The 17,333-nt window shown below is 53.5% G+C and carries 14 protein-coding genes and 1 riboswitch; of the genes, 8 read left to right on the forward strand and 6 right to left on the reverse strand.

Annotated elements, in window-relative coordinates:
- The first annotated feature begins 108 nt into the window (after nt 1-108).
- Complete coding sequence (locus BD749_RS05835) at nt 109-1,038, forward strand: cation diffusion facilitator family transporter (RefSeq protein ID WP_101443391.1); 930 nt, start codon at nt 109-111, stop codon at nt 1,036-1,038.
- Here the strand turns inward: BD749_RS05835 and BD749_RS05840 are convergent.
- The 4 genes from BD749_RS05840 to hpf form a co-directional block, all read right to left on the reverse strand.
- A complete protein-coding gene (locus BD749_RS05840) occupies nt 1,025-1,384 on the reverse strand; it encodes a DUF1801 domain-containing protein (protein WP_101443392.1) in 360 nt (119 codons plus the stop codon). The genes BD749_RS05835 and BD749_RS05840 overlap by 14 nt on opposite strands.
- Nucleotides 1,385-1,568: 184 nt before the next feature.
- Entirely contained in the window at nt 1,569-2,222 is a 654-nt protein-coding gene (locus BD749_RS05845; RefSeq protein WP_245868788.1) for a DsbA family protein, read from the reverse strand.
- Nucleotides 2,223-2,260: 38 nt separating this feature from the next.
- Entirely contained in the window at nt 2,261-3,043 is a 783-nt protein-coding gene (locus tag BD749_RS05850; protein WP_101443393.1) for an SDR family NAD(P)-dependent oxidoreductase, read from the reverse strand.
- A 101-nt stretch (nt 3,044-3,144) separates the two neighbouring features.
- A complete protein-coding gene (gene hpf / locus BD749_RS05855) occupies nt 3,145-3,450 on the reverse strand; it encodes a ribosome hibernation-promoting factor, HPF/YfiA family (protein ID WP_101443394.1) in 306 nt (101 codons plus the stop codon).
- 171 nt (nt 3,451-3,621) lie between these two features.
- Between hpf and BD749_RS05860 the strand changes: the two genes are divergently transcribed.
- Nucleotides 3,622-4,341 carry a hypothetical protein gene (locus tag BD749_RS05860; RefSeq protein ID WP_101443395.1) on the forward strand — a complete coding sequence of 240 codons (720 nt, stop codon included), beginning with the start codon at nt 3,622-3,624 and terminating at the stop codon, nt 4,339-4,341.
- A gap of 57 nt (nt 4,342-4,398) precedes the next feature.
- Nucleotides 4,399-4,812, forward strand: coding sequence for an OsmC family protein (locus tag BD749_RS05865; RefSeq protein WP_101443396.1), 414 nt, complete (start codon nt 4,399-4,401; stop codon nt 4,810-4,812).
- An 85-nt stretch (nt 4,813-4,897) separates the two neighbouring features.
- On the opposite strand, the gene BD749_RS05870 is transcribed toward BD749_RS05865, so the two are convergent.
- A complete protein-coding gene (locus tag BD749_RS05870; RefSeq protein ID WP_101443397.1) occupies nt 4,898-6,067 on the reverse strand; it encodes a trans-sulfuration enzyme family protein in 1,170 nt (389 codons plus the stop codon).
- A gap of 10 nt (nt 6,068-6,077) precedes the next feature.
- Nucleotides 6,078-6,176: riboswitch (SAM riboswitch) on the reverse strand.
- A gap of 261 nt (nt 6,177-6,437) precedes the next feature.
- On the opposite strand from BD749_RS05870, the gene BD749_RS05875 reads away from it, so the two are divergent.
- Nucleotides 6,438-8,960: a TonB-dependent receptor domain-containing protein gene (locus BD749_RS05875; protein ID WP_101443398.1), complete on the forward strand. Its 2,523-nt coding sequence runs from the start codon at nt 6,438-6,440 to the stop codon at nt 8,958-8,960.
- Between the two features lie 59 nt (nt 8,961-9,019).
- On the opposite strand, the gene BD749_RS05880 is transcribed toward BD749_RS05875, so the two are convergent.
- Nucleotides 9,020-9,421, reverse strand: a complete 402-nt coding sequence (locus tag BD749_RS05880; RefSeq protein WP_101443399.1) for a DUF7793 family protein — start codon at nt 9,419-9,421, stop codon at nt 9,020-9,022.
- 67 nt (nt 9,422-9,488) lie between these two features.
- On the opposite strand from BD749_RS05880, the gene BD749_RS05885 reads away from it, so the two are divergent.
- The 4 genes from BD749_RS05885 (at nt 9,489) to BD749_RS05900 (ending at nt 17,327) form a co-directional block, all read left to right on the forward strand.
- Nucleotides 9,489-11,933 (forward strand): bifunctional aminotransferase class I/II-fold pyridoxal phosphate-dependent enzyme/GNAT family N-acetyltransferase, encoded by a 2,445-nt coding sequence (locus tag BD749_RS05885; protein ID WP_101443400.1) that lies wholly within the window; start codon nt 9,489-9,491, stop codon nt 11,931-11,933.
- A gap of 36 nt (nt 11,934-11,969) precedes the next feature.
- Nucleotides 11,970-13,655 carry a PAS domain-containing hybrid sensor histidine kinase/response regulator gene (locus tag BD749_RS05890; RefSeq protein ID WP_101443401.1) on the forward strand — a complete coding sequence of 562 codons (1,686 nt, stop codon included), beginning with the start codon at nt 11,970-11,972 and terminating at the stop codon, nt 13,653-13,655.
- Nucleotides 13,656-13,732: 77 nt separating this feature from the next.
- Entirely contained in the window at nt 13,733-13,924 is a 192-nt protein-coding gene (locus tag BD749_RS05895) for a CsbD family protein (protein ID WP_101443402.1), read from the forward strand.
- A gap of 178 nt (nt 13,925-14,102) precedes the next feature.
- Entirely contained in the window at nt 14,103-17,327 is a 3,225-nt protein-coding gene (locus tag BD749_RS05900; RefSeq protein ID WP_101443403.1) for a SusC/RagA family TonB-linked outer membrane protein, read from the forward strand.
- Nucleotides 17,328-17,333: the final 6 nt, after the last annotated feature.

Consider the following 17,333-nt stretch of genomic DNA (forward strand, 5'->3'; position numbering starts at 1 on the left):
TATTTGTGTGTGTTTGCCCGGACAAGATACGATTTCTGCAGCACTGAGCCGTCCGGCAGCTTGCAGTTGCGCCAATATCTGCATATTTTAGATGAAGTTAATCAGTTTATGGCACACGATCATCACCAGCACGAGGGCCACGGCCATCACCATCACCATGGAGGCGATAACATCAAGGTAGCTTTTTTCCTGAACCTGAGCTTTACCGTGATCGAGGTGTTTGGCGGACTCTGGATCAACAGCATGGCCATCCTGTCGGATGCGCTGCACGACCTGGGCGACTCACTTTCGCTGGGCCTGGCCTGGTATTTTGAGCGACTCTCGCGCAAGGGGAGCGATCAGCAGTTCTCGTATGGGTATAAGCGCTTCTCGCTCCTTGGCGCCGTCATCAACTCGGTGGTGCTACTGCTTGGCTCTGGCATTGTGCTTTGGGTATCTGTTCCGCGCCTGTTCAACCCGGAACCGGTGCACGCGCCCGGCATGATCGGCTTTGCCATACTGGGGGTGCTGGTAAACGGCGCCGCGGCCTTTCGCCTCAACAAAGGGGAGTCGCTGAACGAGCGGGTGGCCATGCTGCACCTGCTGGAAGATGTGCTGGGCTGGGCGGCTGTATTGGTCGGCGGCATTCTGCTCTACTTCTTCGACTGGCCGATCATTGACCCCTTGCTTTCGGTGCTGATCACGGGGTTTATTCTCTACAATGTGGTGCGCAATCTCCGTAAAGGCCTCCAGATTCTGCTGCAAGGCACGCCAGCCAACATCAGTTTGCAGGAAGTGCGCCGCCGGCTGGAGCTACTGCCTGAGGTGCGCTCCGTGCACGACCTGCACCTGTGGACGCTGGACGGGCTCAGCCATGTACTGACCCTGCACGCCGTTGTGGGAAATAATTTGAACCTGGAAGAGGCCCATGAGGTGAAGCAACGCATACGCGGCGCCATGCAGGACGCCCAAATAGACCATGTAACGGTGGAGCTGGAAATGCCCGGCCAGGAGTGCAGTCAGGAGCACTGCACGCCGGATTTGCCTAGTTCTGATTAAGGAGCACTGCCTGGCGCACCAAGTCGCTGAAGTACTCACTGTCTATATCCTCAAGCGTGCGCAATTTAATGTGAGGCAGTTGTCCGTTGCGGCTTACCAGGCGTTTGTGCGGATCCGACAGTTCTTTTCCGCGGAAAAAGCCGAAATGCAGCCCACTGCGGGAAGAGGCAAAGTAGCATACTGGTCCGTAAAAGAAATAGCAGGGATTTTCCCAGCGCACACATTCCTCCAGGTGCGAAGCCGTCTGGTTAATGATCTGGCGTACTGCCTGTGCTAACAGCTGTTTCTCAGTCGATAATTTGTCGATGTACTCATCGACCTGGTTAGTAGATATCTTGCTTCTCATACAGGGTATGTATTGGCCTTTTGGCCAGAGCCGTTAATTGACAGCTAAATATACATATCTTTTAATATTAGCGCAAAAAATCTCTCGTGGTCGTTATTCAAACGGCTGTGCTACTTGGTCCGCCCAGTAAGGTAGGCAGTAGACTAAATTCGTTGCTACCAAATACTTATACCTGGCCGCAAGCTTATACCATCTCTAAATGCTTCAGCAACCTTTCTTCCAATTCATCGAGCTGGCAGAAGCCACTAGTCAGCAATTCGGGACCCATGCCGCCCTCCATATAAACACTGGGCAGATTCGTGACACCGAGCATCTCCACAAACTCAAACTCCTTTTCGGTGGCATCAATTATCTCTTCGGCTTCAAACAAGGTATAGAACAGGTTTTCGCGGATGCCGAAGGGGCGGACCACATGCGCCAATACCTGTGGGTCAGCCAGGTTGAGGCCATCGGCGTAGAAAGCCGAGTGCATGGCCCGCAGTATCTCGAGTGTGAGGGCAGGCCTGAGTCGGCGCACCACGTGCAGGGCGCGGCAGGCAGGCTCCGTGTCGTACACAAAGTCTTCCTGCAGGAAGAGCCCGTAGTTGAATGGCAGGCTGGTGCGCTCCTGTACCCGATGCCAGCTCACGGCCAGACGCTCCTTCTGCTCCCGTGATAAAGGTTCCTGCGCAAATGGGTGCAGCCCCCCTGCAATGACCTCCACTGTCAGTCGCCCGTACCATAGAGCACGCAGCCGGCGAATTACGTGCGTGAAGCCGTAGCACCAGGCACACATCGGGTCGGTTACGTAAAGCAGAACCGGATTATAAGGACTGTTGACCATAGGTATCTTATACATCTTCCTTAGAGCTTGTACCCCAATGCAGGGGCTTAGGTTCAGGCGTAAATCATCTTTATCGTCATTCCGCCATCAATGACCAAATGCTGGCCCGTAATAAAACCGGCTTTTTCGGAGCACAGGAAGAGGGCGGCTTCGGCAATATCCTGCGGCTCCCCTACCCTTCCGGCTGGGTGCTGTTCTTTGTCCTGCTGGGTGTGCTGGGGCTCGTAGCGGTCACTCTTCTTTTGCCAGGGGCCTGTCTCTATCCAGCCCGGCGCAATGGCATTTACCCGGATGCGGTCCTGGGCCAGGCTTACGGCCAGGGAGTGGGTCAGCGCCTCAAGCCCGCCTTTGGAGGCTGAGTATGCAAAGGTGTCCGGCTCCGACATAAAGGCCCGCGTGCTGGTGATGTTGAGAATGGCGGGGTGCTTTGCTTTGCGTAACAGCGGAAGCGCATACCTGGCGCAAAGCACTGGCCCCCGCAGGTTCACCGCTAAGACCCGATCAAACTCCGATAACTCCATCTCGTCCAGCTTACCGATAAAAGGGTCGGCTATACCTGCGTTGTTCACCAGTGCATCCAGCTGACCGTGGGTTTCCTTCACTTTTTCCATCAGTGCCACCACCTCGGTCTCAGCGCTCACATCGCAAGGTATAAAAGTGGCCTGCAGCTTTTGGCTCTGCAACTGCTGTAGGGCCTCCTGACCGGCCTCCTCGTCGGCATCCGTTAGCACTACCCGGGCGCCCGCCTGCCCAAAGGCCAATGCCATACCTAAGCCTATACCTTGCGCAGCGCCGGTGATCAGTACTGTTTTGCCTTTGTACTCGCCTGTTGCCATTGTCTGTGATTTTTATACCTGTCTATACCTAACAGCAGACCCGCTGCCGGCCGGTGCTATACCTAACCTTGCAGCGGGTCTGCCTGGCGGCGCATGGCGCCTTATCTTTTCTCGAGCTGGCGCTTGAGCTTTTCTTCCACGTTCTTCAGGAGTTCATACCAGTTGTCGCCGTTGTCTTCTGCAAAGGCGTCGTTGCCAGGTATACCTACGCGCATGCTCAGTTTCTTGGCGTCGGTGGCATGGTTGGTTTCTTCTTTAAAGTACACGTCTACCGAGTCAATCTTTTTGGCGTGGCGCTTCAGTTTGGTGATGGTGTTGCGGATGTGCTGTTGCACGTCGTCCGAGATCGAGATGTCTACCGCCTGCACATCAATCTTAATTCCTTCGAAGTTTTCTGTATAATTCATGTTCTGTTTTGTAAGTAATTGCTGGTAACGGGAAGCCCAAATGGCGAAATCCCAATGCTGAAATTAAACGGAGGCAGGGCATTAAAGTTTAGCTAGCCCAAACAGACTCAGCGAAGCAACATCCCAAACCCCTGGTTCGTTTTTATGCATATTCACCCAAGGTTTACCGTTATGCAAAACTTACCGATCAATTGGCTGACAGAAGGATTGCTTGACTTTGAATACAAGAAATATCGCCTGCTGGCTTACCTGCAGGCCGTCCGCTCGGAGTTCGGACAGCAGCGGCTATACCCTGTTTTTTCTGACCTGATCATGCACTACCGCCACCTGCAGCAGGTGCGGGAGCACAAAAAGCTGGTGTACGAATCCTTTCCGCAGCAGATTACCCGCGCCGATTTCGAGAAGCTTGAACTGGTGTATGAGAAAATCGTGGAGGACGACGAAACCATGGCGCAGATAGAGGAGGTGATCCGGTATGCGGCGCCACTCTTTAAAGATGCTGTGAGCCAGGGCAAGGAACTGTACGACTTCATTGAGCGCCACCTCGAGATCAACCCGGTAGGCATCACGCCCATGTACTTCAACGAGGGCTACCTTTTCCTCGACGCCTTTCCGGGAAAGGAAACGCAGGTATACGTATACCGCATCACCGTTTTTGAGAACACCTACGAGAAGTACAGGGGCATCAACACCCAATTGCTGCGCACAGTGCGTCGCGGTTTGGCCCTGACACATGAGCACCTGAAGGTACAGCTGGTGAAAGAAAACCAGGAACTGCCCAACCCCGCCACCTTTGTGGTAGTGGCCAAAGTGCCCTGCCCGCTCGACAGCGCGCTGCTGCCCATCGCCAAGCGCTCACTCGTGAAGTATGTCACGCACCTGGCTGCCTGACTTGTCACAACGGGTAGAATTGCATACCTTCGAACCTCAGAAAACGAGACAAGCAACATGGAGATCAACCTCACCCGCGTAGACCAGGACTTTCATTTCGAAGCCCGAGGCGCTGCCAACGTAGCCATTAACATAGATGCCAACCCCGAAATTGGCGGCCATAACGCCGGTGCCCGCCCGATGGAGCTCATGCTGATGGGCCTGGGGGGCTGCAGCGCCATCGACATTATCAGCATCCTGAAAAAACAACGCCAACCGATCGACAGCTTCGACATTAATGTAAAGGCCGAGCGCCAGAAGGTGCAGGAGTTCAACCTGTTCAGCACGATCCATGTTCACTTCAAGCTGGGCGGCCAGCTGGACGAGGACAAGGTACGCCGCGCTATTGAACTCTCTTTGGAGAAGTACTGCTCGGTGGCGGCTATCCTTTATAAGACTGCCACCATCACGCATTCTTTCGAAATCGTGTAGATAGAATTGCATCAAAAAGGCCTGTCCATCTTATTGGGCAGGCCTTTTTTGAGGTAAAACTTACTAAGGCTATACCCTGGCCCTGCTATACCTTGGCCAGTGCCTGCTGTATATCGGCGATCACATCATCCACATTCTCCAGGCCCACCGATATGCGCACCAGTCCGGGCGTGATGCCGGTCGCCTGTCGCTCTGCCTCCGTTAGTTTGGAGTGCGTGGTGGAGGCCGGATGTGTGACGATAGTACGTGTATCACCCAGGTTGGCGCTGATGCTCACCAGGCGTAGGCTGTCCAGAAACTGTTTCGCTGCCTCGTAGCCGCCTTTCACGGCAACGGTTACAATACCACCACCTCGCCGCATCTGTTTTTTGGCCAGTTCAAATTGCGGGAAAGATCTCAGGAAAGGATAGCGTACCTGCTCCAACGCCGGGTTCCCCTCCAGCTCCTCTGCTAACTTCAGGGCATTCTCGCAGTGCTTTTCCACCCTTAGCTGCAACGTTTCCAGACTCTTGGACAGCACCCAGGCATTGAAAGCCGACATAGCCGGACCAGTGTGGCGAGCGAAAAAACGTATCTCGCTGATCAGTTCTTTACGCCCGACAGCTATACCTCCCAGCACCCTTCCCTGCCCATCGATGTACTTCGTGGCAGAGTGCACAACAATATCGGCACCGTAGTCCGTGGGGTTTTGCAGGATGGGGGTGGCAAAGCAGTTGTCTACGATCAGCACCAGGTTGTGCTTCCGCTTCAGTTCGCCGAGCCACTCCAGGTCGATCAGCTCAAGTCCCGGATTAGAAGGCGTTTCGATCAGGATCACCTTTGTCGCGGGCGTGATCAGCTTCTCCCATCCCTCCGGGTCGGCCACATCGGCATAGGAGTGCGAAATACCCCACTTAGGAAGCACTTTGGACAGCAACTGGTGCGTGGAGCCAAACACGGCACGGCACGCCAGCACATGGTCGCCCGCCTGCAGCAGGGCCGCCAGACTGGCAAAGACAGCGCCCATGCCGGAGGCAAAGGCAAAGCCGTCTTCTGCTTTTTCGAGGTGGCACATTTTGGCCAGCAGCTCATCTACGTTGGGGTTGGAATAACGGGAGTACACATTCCCTTCTTCTTCTTCGGCGAACACGGCACGGGCCTGTTCGGCGCTTTCGAACACAAAGCTGGAGGTGAGGTAGAGCGGTACGGAGTGCTCCCGGTGGTGCGATCGATCGGCCTGTAGCCGGATCGCGCTGGTTTCATTGTGAATGGACATGTATGTAATCGTTTTATATTTCCCTTTTTGGGCAGGAATTGGCACCTTTCCATGCGGATGGTTGCCAGAGGATCGCAGAGCCTGTTCTCTCACCTCTTCTTTATAAAAATTTGCCTGGGCAGGAATTATTATGCCGCTAAAGTAAGCGCTAAATCTGAGAATGCCCAACGAACGCCCCAATCTTTCCACCAACCTCCCCTATTTACCGACGAATGCCTGATAGGTTATATTAGGCTATTCATATAGAAATGGAGCTCCTTGGTATATTCTGTTTTCGGGTCTCAGAAACTAGCTTTTCCTTTACACTGAAGATTTATTACAGAAGACCGGAGATATGAATAAGACACATTTACACCAACTAGAAAAAACTATGAAAAAGAGCCTGCTGCTTGCCCTGCTGGGACTGAGCACTGTGCCGGCTCTCGCACAGGCGCCGCAGGCTGCCCCACAACAAGCCACTGCAGTTATGGCTGCCCCGCGAGGCAATGCCACCATCGTGGGCATCGTACAGGACGCTGACACCAAAAAACCGGTGGAGTTCGCCACGGTGGCTCTTATCAGCATGGCAACCGGCAAGCCGATCGATGGCGCGATGGCCGACGACAAAGGCCGCTTTACGATCAGCAAGGTAGGCGTGGGCAAATACAGACTGCAGGTGAGCTTCCTGGGCTATCAGCAAAAGTTGGTAGAGGATGTGACTGTAACGTCTGACAACGCCAGCGTAAACGTGGGCGTGGTAGCCATCGCCTCCGATGCCAAGAAGCTGAACGAGGTGGTGATTACGGGTGAGAAGCCGCTGGTGGAAGAGAAGATTGACCGCACAGTATACAACGCCGAGAAGGACATCACCAACACGGGTGGCAACGCAGCCGATGTATTGCAGAAAGTCCCGTCGCTGGCGCTCGACAACGATGGCAACGTGCAGTTACGTGGTAGCTCCAACGTGCGCGTGCTCATCAACAACAAGCCGTCTGCGATCATGGCGGGCAGTGTGGCCGATGCCCTCAAGCAGATCCCAGCCGACCAGATCAAGTCGGTGGAAGTGATCACCAGTCCGTCTGCCAAATACGATGCGGAAGGCACGGCCGGTATCGTCAACATCATCACCAAAAAAGACGGTGGCCTGCAGGGTGTGACCGGTTCGGTGGCAGCAACAGCCGGCACCCGTGCCAGCAGCGGCAACGCCAGCCTCAACATCCGTCGCGGCAAACTGGGCATCAACGGCACCTTTGGTGGCAACATGTTCTATAACCACGGCAACATGACCAACACCATTATTTCAGAGAACAACACCAGCTTCCAGTCAGGTAAAACGCGCATAAACGGCAGATTCATGAACGCGCTGCTTGGCTTTGACTATGATATCAATCCAAAGAACAACATTTCGGGTGGTATCCGTAGCAACGGTGGCATTTTCCGGATGGAAAATGACCAGGACGTGTTCAGTGGACAGGGTAGCGCACTAAGCCAGGATTTCCGCAACGAAATCCGTAACCGCAATGGGCGAATCGGCACTGACTATAACCTGGACTATACCCATACCTTCAAAAAGCCAGGCCAGGAACTGGCACTGCTGTCGCTCTACTCCATTACCGACACCGAGAACAACATCCGCCAGGATAACTTTAATACAGGCCAGGATCCATTCAGGCTGATCCGTAACATGAACGATGGTGCGAACAAGGAGCTTACTTTCCAGGCAGATTATACGCACCCATTTGCCAATAAGACCCTGTTTGAGATTGGCACCAAATCAATTCTCCGCGATGTAGAAAGCGACGCCCTCAACAGAACAATTCCTGTAGGAAGAAGTGAAGACCGTAATCTAGTCGACTTCCTGTACGAACAGGATGTGTACGCGTCTTACATGACTTACGGATTCATGCTGAAGAAAACACTGAACGTGAAACTGGGCGGTCGCTATGAGTATACGGACATCAAAGGTCAATATAAGTCCATCGCAAACGACAACGAGCCACAGGAAAGCAATTTTGTCGACGACTATGACAACTTCATCCCGAGTGTAGCCTTGTCGTATACGCTGAATCAGAAGCATACCTTTAAGGCGAATTTTACGCAGCGCATCCAGCGTCCGTCATTTTTCTTCCTAAACCCATACGTGCAGGAGCAGACCTCCAACACTCGTGTGCAGGGTAACCCAAAACTTGATGCCGAGCTGACCGATCTGTATGAATTGGGCTACAGCACTTTCTTTAAAACCACATCGCTGAATGTGACTGGTTACATGCGTCAGACTGATAATGCAATCGAAACGGTGGCAAGCATTTCCTCTGAGTTCGACGAGCAGACTCAGAAAAACATTGACATCACAACGCTGACCTTTGCCAACATCGCTAAAAATAAAACCTATGGCGTAAGCTTGTTCGGTAATACCAAGCCTACCAACAACTGGACCATAGGCGGTAGCTCCAACTTTTACTATGTTGACTTGAATGCAGGTGATAACAGAAGAAATAGTGGCTGGATGTACAACGTCAACATGAACTCCTCTTACAACCTGGGCAAGGGTATTACAGCGCAGTTCAACGGGGGCTTCAACTCCCGCCGCATTCAGTTGCTAGGTGAGTTCGCAGCCTTTTCCTACCATACCCTGGCCTTCAAAAAGGAGTTGTTCGACAAGAAAGGGGGCATCAGCCTGGGCATGGATAACCCGTTCCGCAGAAGCATGAAGATGCGCAACGATGTGGACGTAGCAGGAACTGAAGAATCGAGAGGCTATACGCAGCAGATCCGCATCAACAACTTCAACCGCGGCTTCCGGGTGAGCTTCGACTACCGCTTCGGCAAGATGGACCAGCAGCGTGCTCCTAAGCGCAAGAAGAGCATCCGCAACGACGACGCCAAGCAGGGCGACAGCAATGGCATGAATTAAGCATTAAAACCCAAAACCCTTAACCAGCAAAAAGCCCTCCTGATAGGAGGGCTTTTTGCTTATGCTTTAAACTGTGAGAGCCATTGCACGGCTTCTTCTTTGCTCGTAAACATGCGGGTTGGATTTTTTGGCTTGTTTACATGAATGTAAATATTGGCCGCCATCTTCACCATCGGCGAAGTTACCAGAATGGCACTGGCTACCACACCGGCATTGCCTTCAACGGCCATGTAGTCACGTGCTTCTTTGGTAGAGTGCTTTACCTGCGTAATGTCGAACAGGCTCGGGTATACCTGTCCGTCGATGTAATCTAAGCGGTCCTGCACGCATACGCGGGCTGTATCCAGGTCAAGTTCCTTCACCTCGTTATAAATACAGTACAAGATTCCCTCCCTCAAATAAAGTTCGAGGCACTCTGTTTTCTTTGGACTCTTTTCGCCTTCTTTTTCGAAATTTGCCATTCAAATTTGAATTGGATCTAATGTTTGCATGTTCAGCTAGGGCAATAGTGCAGGCATAACAAAACACATGGCAAAGATACGATATAATAACATCATTGATACGGTAGATTCCGTACTTTCTGTTTCTAAAAAAAAGGGGATTATTCACCTGCATGCCGAGGACCAAAGCCTTAATGGTCAGCACTTAACGTTGCACGGCCAGAAGGTTCTACACTTTGGCACCTGCGGTTATTTAGGTCTAGAGCACCACCCGCAGGTCAAGCGCTGCGCCATCGATGCCATCGAGCGTTACGGCACACAGTTCCCGATGTCGCGCACCTACATCTCCAATCCCTTGTATCGTGAGCTCGAGTCTTTGATCAAGCAGCTATACAACGCGCCTGTCGTTATCTCTAAAAATTGTACACTTTCGCACCTCACCGTCATACCTAGTATCATACGCCAGTCGGACCTGGTTATACTTGACCACCAGGTACATGCCAGCGTGCAGGAAGCGGTAAAGAAACTGCTCAGCCAGGGCGTAACCGTGGAGATGGTGCGCCACAATAACCTGGAGATGCTCGAAGATCGCATCAAAAAGCAGCGCGGCAAGTTCGAGCGCATCTGGTACATGGCCGATAGCGTCTACTCCATGTATGGCGACTTCGCCCCGATCAAAGACCTGATCGCCCTGGCCGAAAAATACGAGCAGCTATACCTGTACGTGGACGATGCGCACGGTATGAGTTGGGCTGGCAAAAACGGTACAGGCTATGCCATGAGCCAGATGCCAGACGGCCTGTACCGCAAAATGATCCTGACTGCCAACCTGGGCAAGGCCTTCGGCGCCTGTGGTGGCTTATCGCTTTTCCCGAACGAAGAGTGGTATAACAGGGTCAACAATTTCGGCGGCCCGCTCACTTTTTCGGTGCAGATAGAGCCGGCCACACTGGGAGCCGCCATTGCGTCGGCCAAAATTCACTTGAGCGACGAGATCTATACCTACCAGCAGGAACTGCAACGCAAAATCGCCTACTTCAACCATTTGCTCAAGCAAACGGACCTGCCCCTGGTACACGAAAGCGAGAGCCCGATCTTCTACATCGGCACAGGCACTATGGAAATGGGCAACCACCTGGTACAGGCCTTGCTGCAGGATGGCGTGTATGTCAACCTGGCTACCTTCCCGGCCGTGCCTGCCAAAAACATCGGGGTGCGAATCACCATCTCGCTCACCAACTCCGACGAAGACATAGAGGAACTGGTGCGTAAGCTGCAACACCACTTCCACCTGGCCCTGACCGCTACCAACCAGACGCAGGAGAACATCCGGAAGGCCTTCAAAATGACACCGCTCGCGCAGCCCCTCGCTCCGGCAGCAATTCAGAAAGCTGTTGCCAGTGGCATCCAACTGCAGTGCTATACCTCCATCACGCAAGTTGAACCCGGACAGTGGGACGAGTACCTGGGCCACCGGGGAATGTTTGACTGGGAAGGCATGCGTTTTCTGGAGGATTCGTTCAGCAGCAATCCTGAGAAGGAAAACAACTGGGATTTCCGCTACTATACCGTGCAGGACCCGACAGGAAAAGTGGTACTGATGACCTTTGCCGCCATTGCCTTGCTCAAAGAGGACATGTTCTCGCAAGCCTCCATCTCCAAAGCACTGGAGCGCGAACGGGAAGCCAACCCCTACTACCTCACCACCACCGGCATTGTGCTGGGCAGTCTGTTCACAGAGGGCAACCACCTATACCTGGATCGCAACAGCCCCTACTGGAAAGAAGCCCTCAAGGCCTTGCTCTCGGAACTCAGCAAAGAGCAGGAGGCAAACCAGGCCAGCAGCATTCTGCTCCGCGACCTCGACGACCATGATCCGGAGTTGGATGAGTTTATGGTGGAGCAGGACTTCGTGAAAATGCACCTGCCGGAGTCCTGCGTAGTGGAGAACCTGAGCTGGACAGACGAGGAGGGTTTCAGAAAGACACTCAGCAAAAAAGGCCGCGAGAACTTTGTGCAGAAGATCAAGCGCAACGAGCACTTCTTCGACGTGCAGATCAAAGACAGGCTCGAAGCCGAAGAATTGCAGCACGCCATGGCCTTGTTCCGCAACGTGAAAAACAACAACTTCGCCATTAATAACTTTTTATTTCCGGAGAAGATGTTTCAGCTGCTCAACGAGAGCAAGGCCTGGGAGTTTGTCGTACTCTATATAAAAGAGGAGTACTCGATCAACCGAAAGCCGGTAGCCGTCGCCTTCTGCCACAGAAACGCCGCCAATGTCTACAGTTTTATGCTGATCGGGATGGACTACGAGTACCTGATGACCTACGGTGTGTACAGGCAGACGCTTTACCAGGTGATAATGCGTGCCAATGCCCTGCAGTGCACGCAGGTGAATATGGGCATCTCGGCCACCATCGAAAAAAAGAAAGTTGGCGCAACCCCTTACCCGAAAGTTGGTTATTACCAAAGTAAAGACAACTTTGCACTGGAAATGATGGGCGCCACCTTTGCCGTTGAAAAAGAATAGAACAAGACCACCGGAAGCGGTGAAAAAACAAAGCAAGTGAAAGTACTGAAAGAGCGAATAGAGGAGATCATGTCACTGATCACCGAGGTTGCCAGCGGAAACTTCGACTACCAGATCGAAACGTCCGAAACAGGTGATGAAATGGATGCTGTGATCGCAGGGATCAACATGCTGGGCCAGGAACTCAAGACTTCCACTGTGTCCAGGGATTTCATGCAGAGCATCTACCAGGGCGTGGTAGACATGATGCTTATTCTTAACCCGGACTTCACCATCCGGTCCGCCAACGAGTCGGTGGAGGAAGCTTTGGGTTACAAGGAAGAAGAGCTGAAAGGCAAGCACCTATCCCTCTTGCTCACCAAGGCACACATCCCTACGCTTGTTTCGCTGATGGAGCAGTGCCGCTCCCAGGATAAATGCCTGAACAAAGAATTGCTTTTCAAGACAAAGCAAAACCAGGAGGTACCCGTGGCCTGCTCTTTCTCGCACATACGCAACAGCCACAAGGAGGTGGACGGCGTGCTGATTGTCGCCAAAGACATCACGGAGCTGAAACAGACTGAGAAGGCGCTGCGCAAGGCAAAACGCAAGGCAGAGGAGGCGAACGAGGCCAAGAGCAATTTCCTCTCCAGTATGAGCCACGAGATCCGGACGCCGCTCAACGGCATCATGGGCTTTACGGACCTCCTGCTCAGCACTGAGCTCAATGCCACCCAAAAACAGTACATCAACCTGATCAAAACGTCGGGCGCAACGCTCACCAAGCTGCTCAACGACATTCTGGACCTGCACCGGGTTGAGCAGAACAAGATATACCTGGAGGCCATCCCCTTTGAGCTGCGCCACGAGCTGGATGCCAGCCTGAGCCCCTACCAGCATCTGGCCCAAAGTAAAGGGCTGCGGTTTGCGTGCTCTTTCGATGCATCCGTGCCCCAATGGGCCATTGGCGACCCCACCCGCATCAACCAGGTGGTCGTGAACCTGGTGAGCAACGCCATCAAGTTTACTGAAGAAGGCAGCATCGACGTGCTCTTTAAGGCCGAACCGCTGTCTGAAGAGGAGTTGCTGCTGTACTGTTCCGTAAGCGACACTGGCATTGGTATACCTGCTGACAAGCAGGCGATGGTATTCGAATCCTTTACGCAGTCCGACCAGTCTACCTCGCGCAAATACGGTGGCTCCGGGTTGGGGCTGGCGATCAGCAAGAAACTGGCCAAGCTGCTCCAGGGCGACCTACAGGTGATCAGTCCACTGCCTGGCCAGCAAAAGGGCTCCCTGTTCTGGTTCACGATCCGGCTCAAGCGCATGCAGGCCAAACAGCCGCTGCAGCAGGAAACCGAAGACGACAGCAACTACCAGGTGCCCGCAGGCAAGCACCTGCTCGTGGTGGACGACAACGAGATCAATGTGATGCTGCTCGAGACAGTGCTCGAAAATTTCGGGGCAAAGGTGACCACCGCTTTCAGCGGACAGGAAGCTATTGACCTGGTGCGCAAAGATAAGTTTGACCTCATTTTCATGGATGTGCAGATGCCTGGCATCAGCGGTCTGGAGGCTGCCCGTACCTTGCGCCAGGAAAATTATACTACCCCGATCATCGCCTTCTCGGCTAGCGCCTACAGCAGTGACATCGAAAACAGCCTGGCCTCGGGCATGAACGACTACCTCTGCAAACCCTTCGAGCAAAGCGAACTTATCGGGCTGCTCAAGAAGTGGGTATAAGCGCCCCTTCAAACGACTCCGCTGTTTCAGCCGTATAAACAGGTATAAGATTTGTTTAATTCAAAACGGAACATACGATGAACGAGACAGAATATAGAGCCCGAGGTAACTGGAATGAACTGAAGGGCAAGATCAAGAAATCTTACGCCGACCTGACCGAAGACGACCTGACTTACCAGGAAGGACAGCAGGATGAGTGGCTGGGCAAACTCCAGCAAAGAACCGGCAAAGCCAAAGGCGATCTAAAACGATGGATCGACTCCCTATAGGCTAAAACAAGTATTTAACAGCAAAAACACCCTGCATCGGCTACGGCCTGATGCAGGGTGTTTTTTTATGCTTGCACAAAAACGCACAAGGTTATAACAATTAATTCTTTTATATTAATTAAATATATCCTATATTCAACATATCTAACCTCACCACTTTATAACAACTTATCTAATTATGGGAAAAAAATTACTCTCGATCATTTTACCGCTTATGGTGCTTTGGTCCGCCAGCGCCTTTGCCCAGGAGAGGGCAGTGAGCGGCAAGGTGACAGACGCCTCCACAGGTACTGGCCTGCCCGGAGTGAGCGTGGCCGTTAAAGGCACAACAACCGGTATTGCCACCGATGCCGAGGGCAACTACCAGCTTCGGGTGCCTGATGCCAACGCCACCCTGGTTTTTCGCTTTCTGGGCTATGTTACCCAGGAGATGGCCGTGGGCAACCTGAGCACGATCAACGTCAGCCTAAAAACAGACACCCGCCAACTGGACGAGGTGGTGGTAACCGCACTAGGCATTGAGCGCAGCGAGCGCTCGCTGGGCTATGCCACCCAACAGGTACAGGGCGATAACCTGACCTTCACAAAAGAGCAGAACGTGCTCGGCTCCCTGGCTGGTAAAGTGGCCGGTGTGCAGGTAACGGGCTCCTCTGGTGCCAGCATGGGCGGTACCCAAAAGATTAAGATACGGGGCGTGAACTCGATCAACGGTGGCGACCAGCCCCTGATCGTGGTGGACGGCACGCCAATCTCCAACGCCAACTTCGCCGGAGCCGACCAGGCAGACTACGGCAACCTGGCACAGGACATCAACCCAGAGGACATCGAATCGATCAACGTGCTGAAAGGCCCTGCGGCCTCTGCCCTGTATGGTATCCGCGGCCAGTTCGGTGTGATCATGATCACCACCAAGAAAGGCCAGAAAGGTCCGAAGAAAGTAGGTGTACAGATCAACTCGGCCTTCTCGGTAGAAAAGGCTGTGAACTTTATGCCACTGCAGAACATGTACGGTGGCGGCTCGAGCCAGACCTGGCGCACCCTGCCAAACGGCGACAAATACGTAGACATGTCCGTGGACGAAAGCTGGGGCCCTAAAATGGACGGCACACCGGTTCGTCAGATCTTCAGCTTCTACCCACAGGACCCGGAATACGGCCAGCTCACGCCGTTCGTACCGCATCCTGACAACATCAAAGACTACTACGAGACAGGCTACAACCTGAACAACGGGGTGACCATCACAGGTGGCAACGAGAACAGCACCTTCCGACTAAGCGTGAATGATACCCGCGTGGAGGGTGTGGAGCCTAACACCTGGCTGAATCGCAACAACGTGGGCCTGAGCGGCAGCCTGGACCTTTCCAAGAAGTTAATGGTGTCTACCAACATTAACTATGCCCGCAACAATGCCCAGCGTCCTGCGCAGGGCTCGGAGTACGGCTCCCGCTACATGGTGCAGTGGTTCCAGCGTAACGTGGACATGAAGCGCATGAAGAACTACAGGTATGCAGACGGCACCTTCCTGAACTGGAACCTGCGCAGACCAAGCACCACCACAGGCGAGATCACCAACTTCAACCCGCTGTACTGGAACAACCCTTACTTTGAGGCTTACGAAAACATCAGCAACGACAACCGTGAGCGTGTATTCGGCGACGTGGGACTGACTTACCAGATTCTGCCTTCGCTGAAAGTGAGCGGCTTTGTGCGCAACGACAGCTATACCCAGAACATCGAAACGCGCCAGGCCTTCGGGGGCAGAAGAGTGCCTGCTTTCACGACCGGTAAGTACCAGGGCCGCGAAACCAACTACGAGTTGCTGGCACAGTACACCAAAGAGTTTGGCGACTTCTCGCTGAACGTGAATGCCGGTGGCAACATTTTCGACACCCGCTACACAGCCCTCTATATGGCTTCTGAAGGTGGACTCGCCAACCCAGGCTTCTACAACATCAAAGGCTCCATTGACCGCCCTACGACTAACCAGACGCTCCGACGCAAGCAGATCCGCAGCTTGTACGGCATGGCTTCTGTGGGGTATAAAGACACCTACTTCGTTGATGCCTCCCTGCGCAACGACATCTCCTCTACCCTGCCGCCAGATAACAACTCATACTGGTATCCATCGGTGTCTGGCAGCATGGTCTTCAGTGAGTTGATCGACTGGTCGCCGCTGTCTTTCGGTAAGATACGGGCCAGCTACGCACAGGCCGGTTCTGACCTGTCGCCATACGAAACGACGCCTTTCTACAGCGTAGGAACCGTGTACGGTGGTCCTCCGACAGTGAACACCCTGTTTGTACCGGATAACCTGAACAACCCGAACGTAAAGCCATCTTTCGCGCACTCGTATGAAGCTGGTCTTGATATGCGCTTCCTGAACGGTCGTCTGGGACTTGACGTAACGCTTTACCAGCAGAAGAACAAAGACCAGATCCTGCGCCTGCCAATTTCCGGCACCAGCGGCTATAGCAGCACCACCATCAACGCCGGTCTTATCCGGAACAAGGGTATAGAAGTGGTGCTCAGCGCCACACCGATCCAGACAAGCCTTTTCACCTGGAACACAGTGTTTAATGCTAACCGCAACCGCAACATGATTGTGGAGCTTCACCCGGACATCGACGTGCTCACGCAATACTCAACCACGTACTCCTCTGTTACTTCTTACCTCAACCACTACGTTGGGCAGCCTTACGGTAGCCTTGTGGGCCAGGCCTACCAGCGCGACCCGGCCACAGGCCAGAAGCTGATCGGAGCCAATGGCATGCCGCTGTACACGGACGCTACCCACAACTTTGGCACGGTGCAGCCTGACGCGACAGGTGGCTGGCAGAACATTTTCAAGGTATGGAAGTTCGACCTTTCAGCCATGATCGACTACCAGTTTGGCGGCCAGTTCTTCAGCCGCTCTAAAATGCTGGCCGTGCGTACCGGTCAGGACCCGATCACGGTGGCGACCAACGACCGTGGCGCGAACGTGCGCGACGCCCTGGAAGCAGGCGGTGGTGTGAAAGTGGAAGGCATTTACGCACCAGGCACAAAAGTAAATGGCGTGGATGTGAGCGGTCAGCCGGCCTCTAACTACGTGAACGCACAGTCTTACTACAACACCGTGGTAGGCCGCCGTGTGTATGAGGAGTGGCTCTACGACGCTTCCTACATCAAGCTGCGCGAACTTCGCCTGGGCTACACCCTGGATAAGTCGATGCTGGGCCGCCTGCCGTTCCAGAGTGTGGGCGTGGCGCTGATCTCCCGTAACGTAGCACAACTGTGGCAGAAGGCGCCGGAGGGCATCGACCCTTCTGAGATCTCGACCGGTTCGCAGTCCATAAGCTGGTACGAGTCCGGCATGAACAACTCGGTTCGCTCGTACGGCATTAACCTAAACATTACTTTATAAGGAAGA

It is taken from the genome of Pontibacter ramchanderi (assembly GCF_002846395.1).
GTDB classification, from domain to species: Bacteria; Bacteroidota; Bacteroidia; order Cytophagales; family Hymenobacteraceae; genus Pontibacter; species Pontibacter ramchanderi.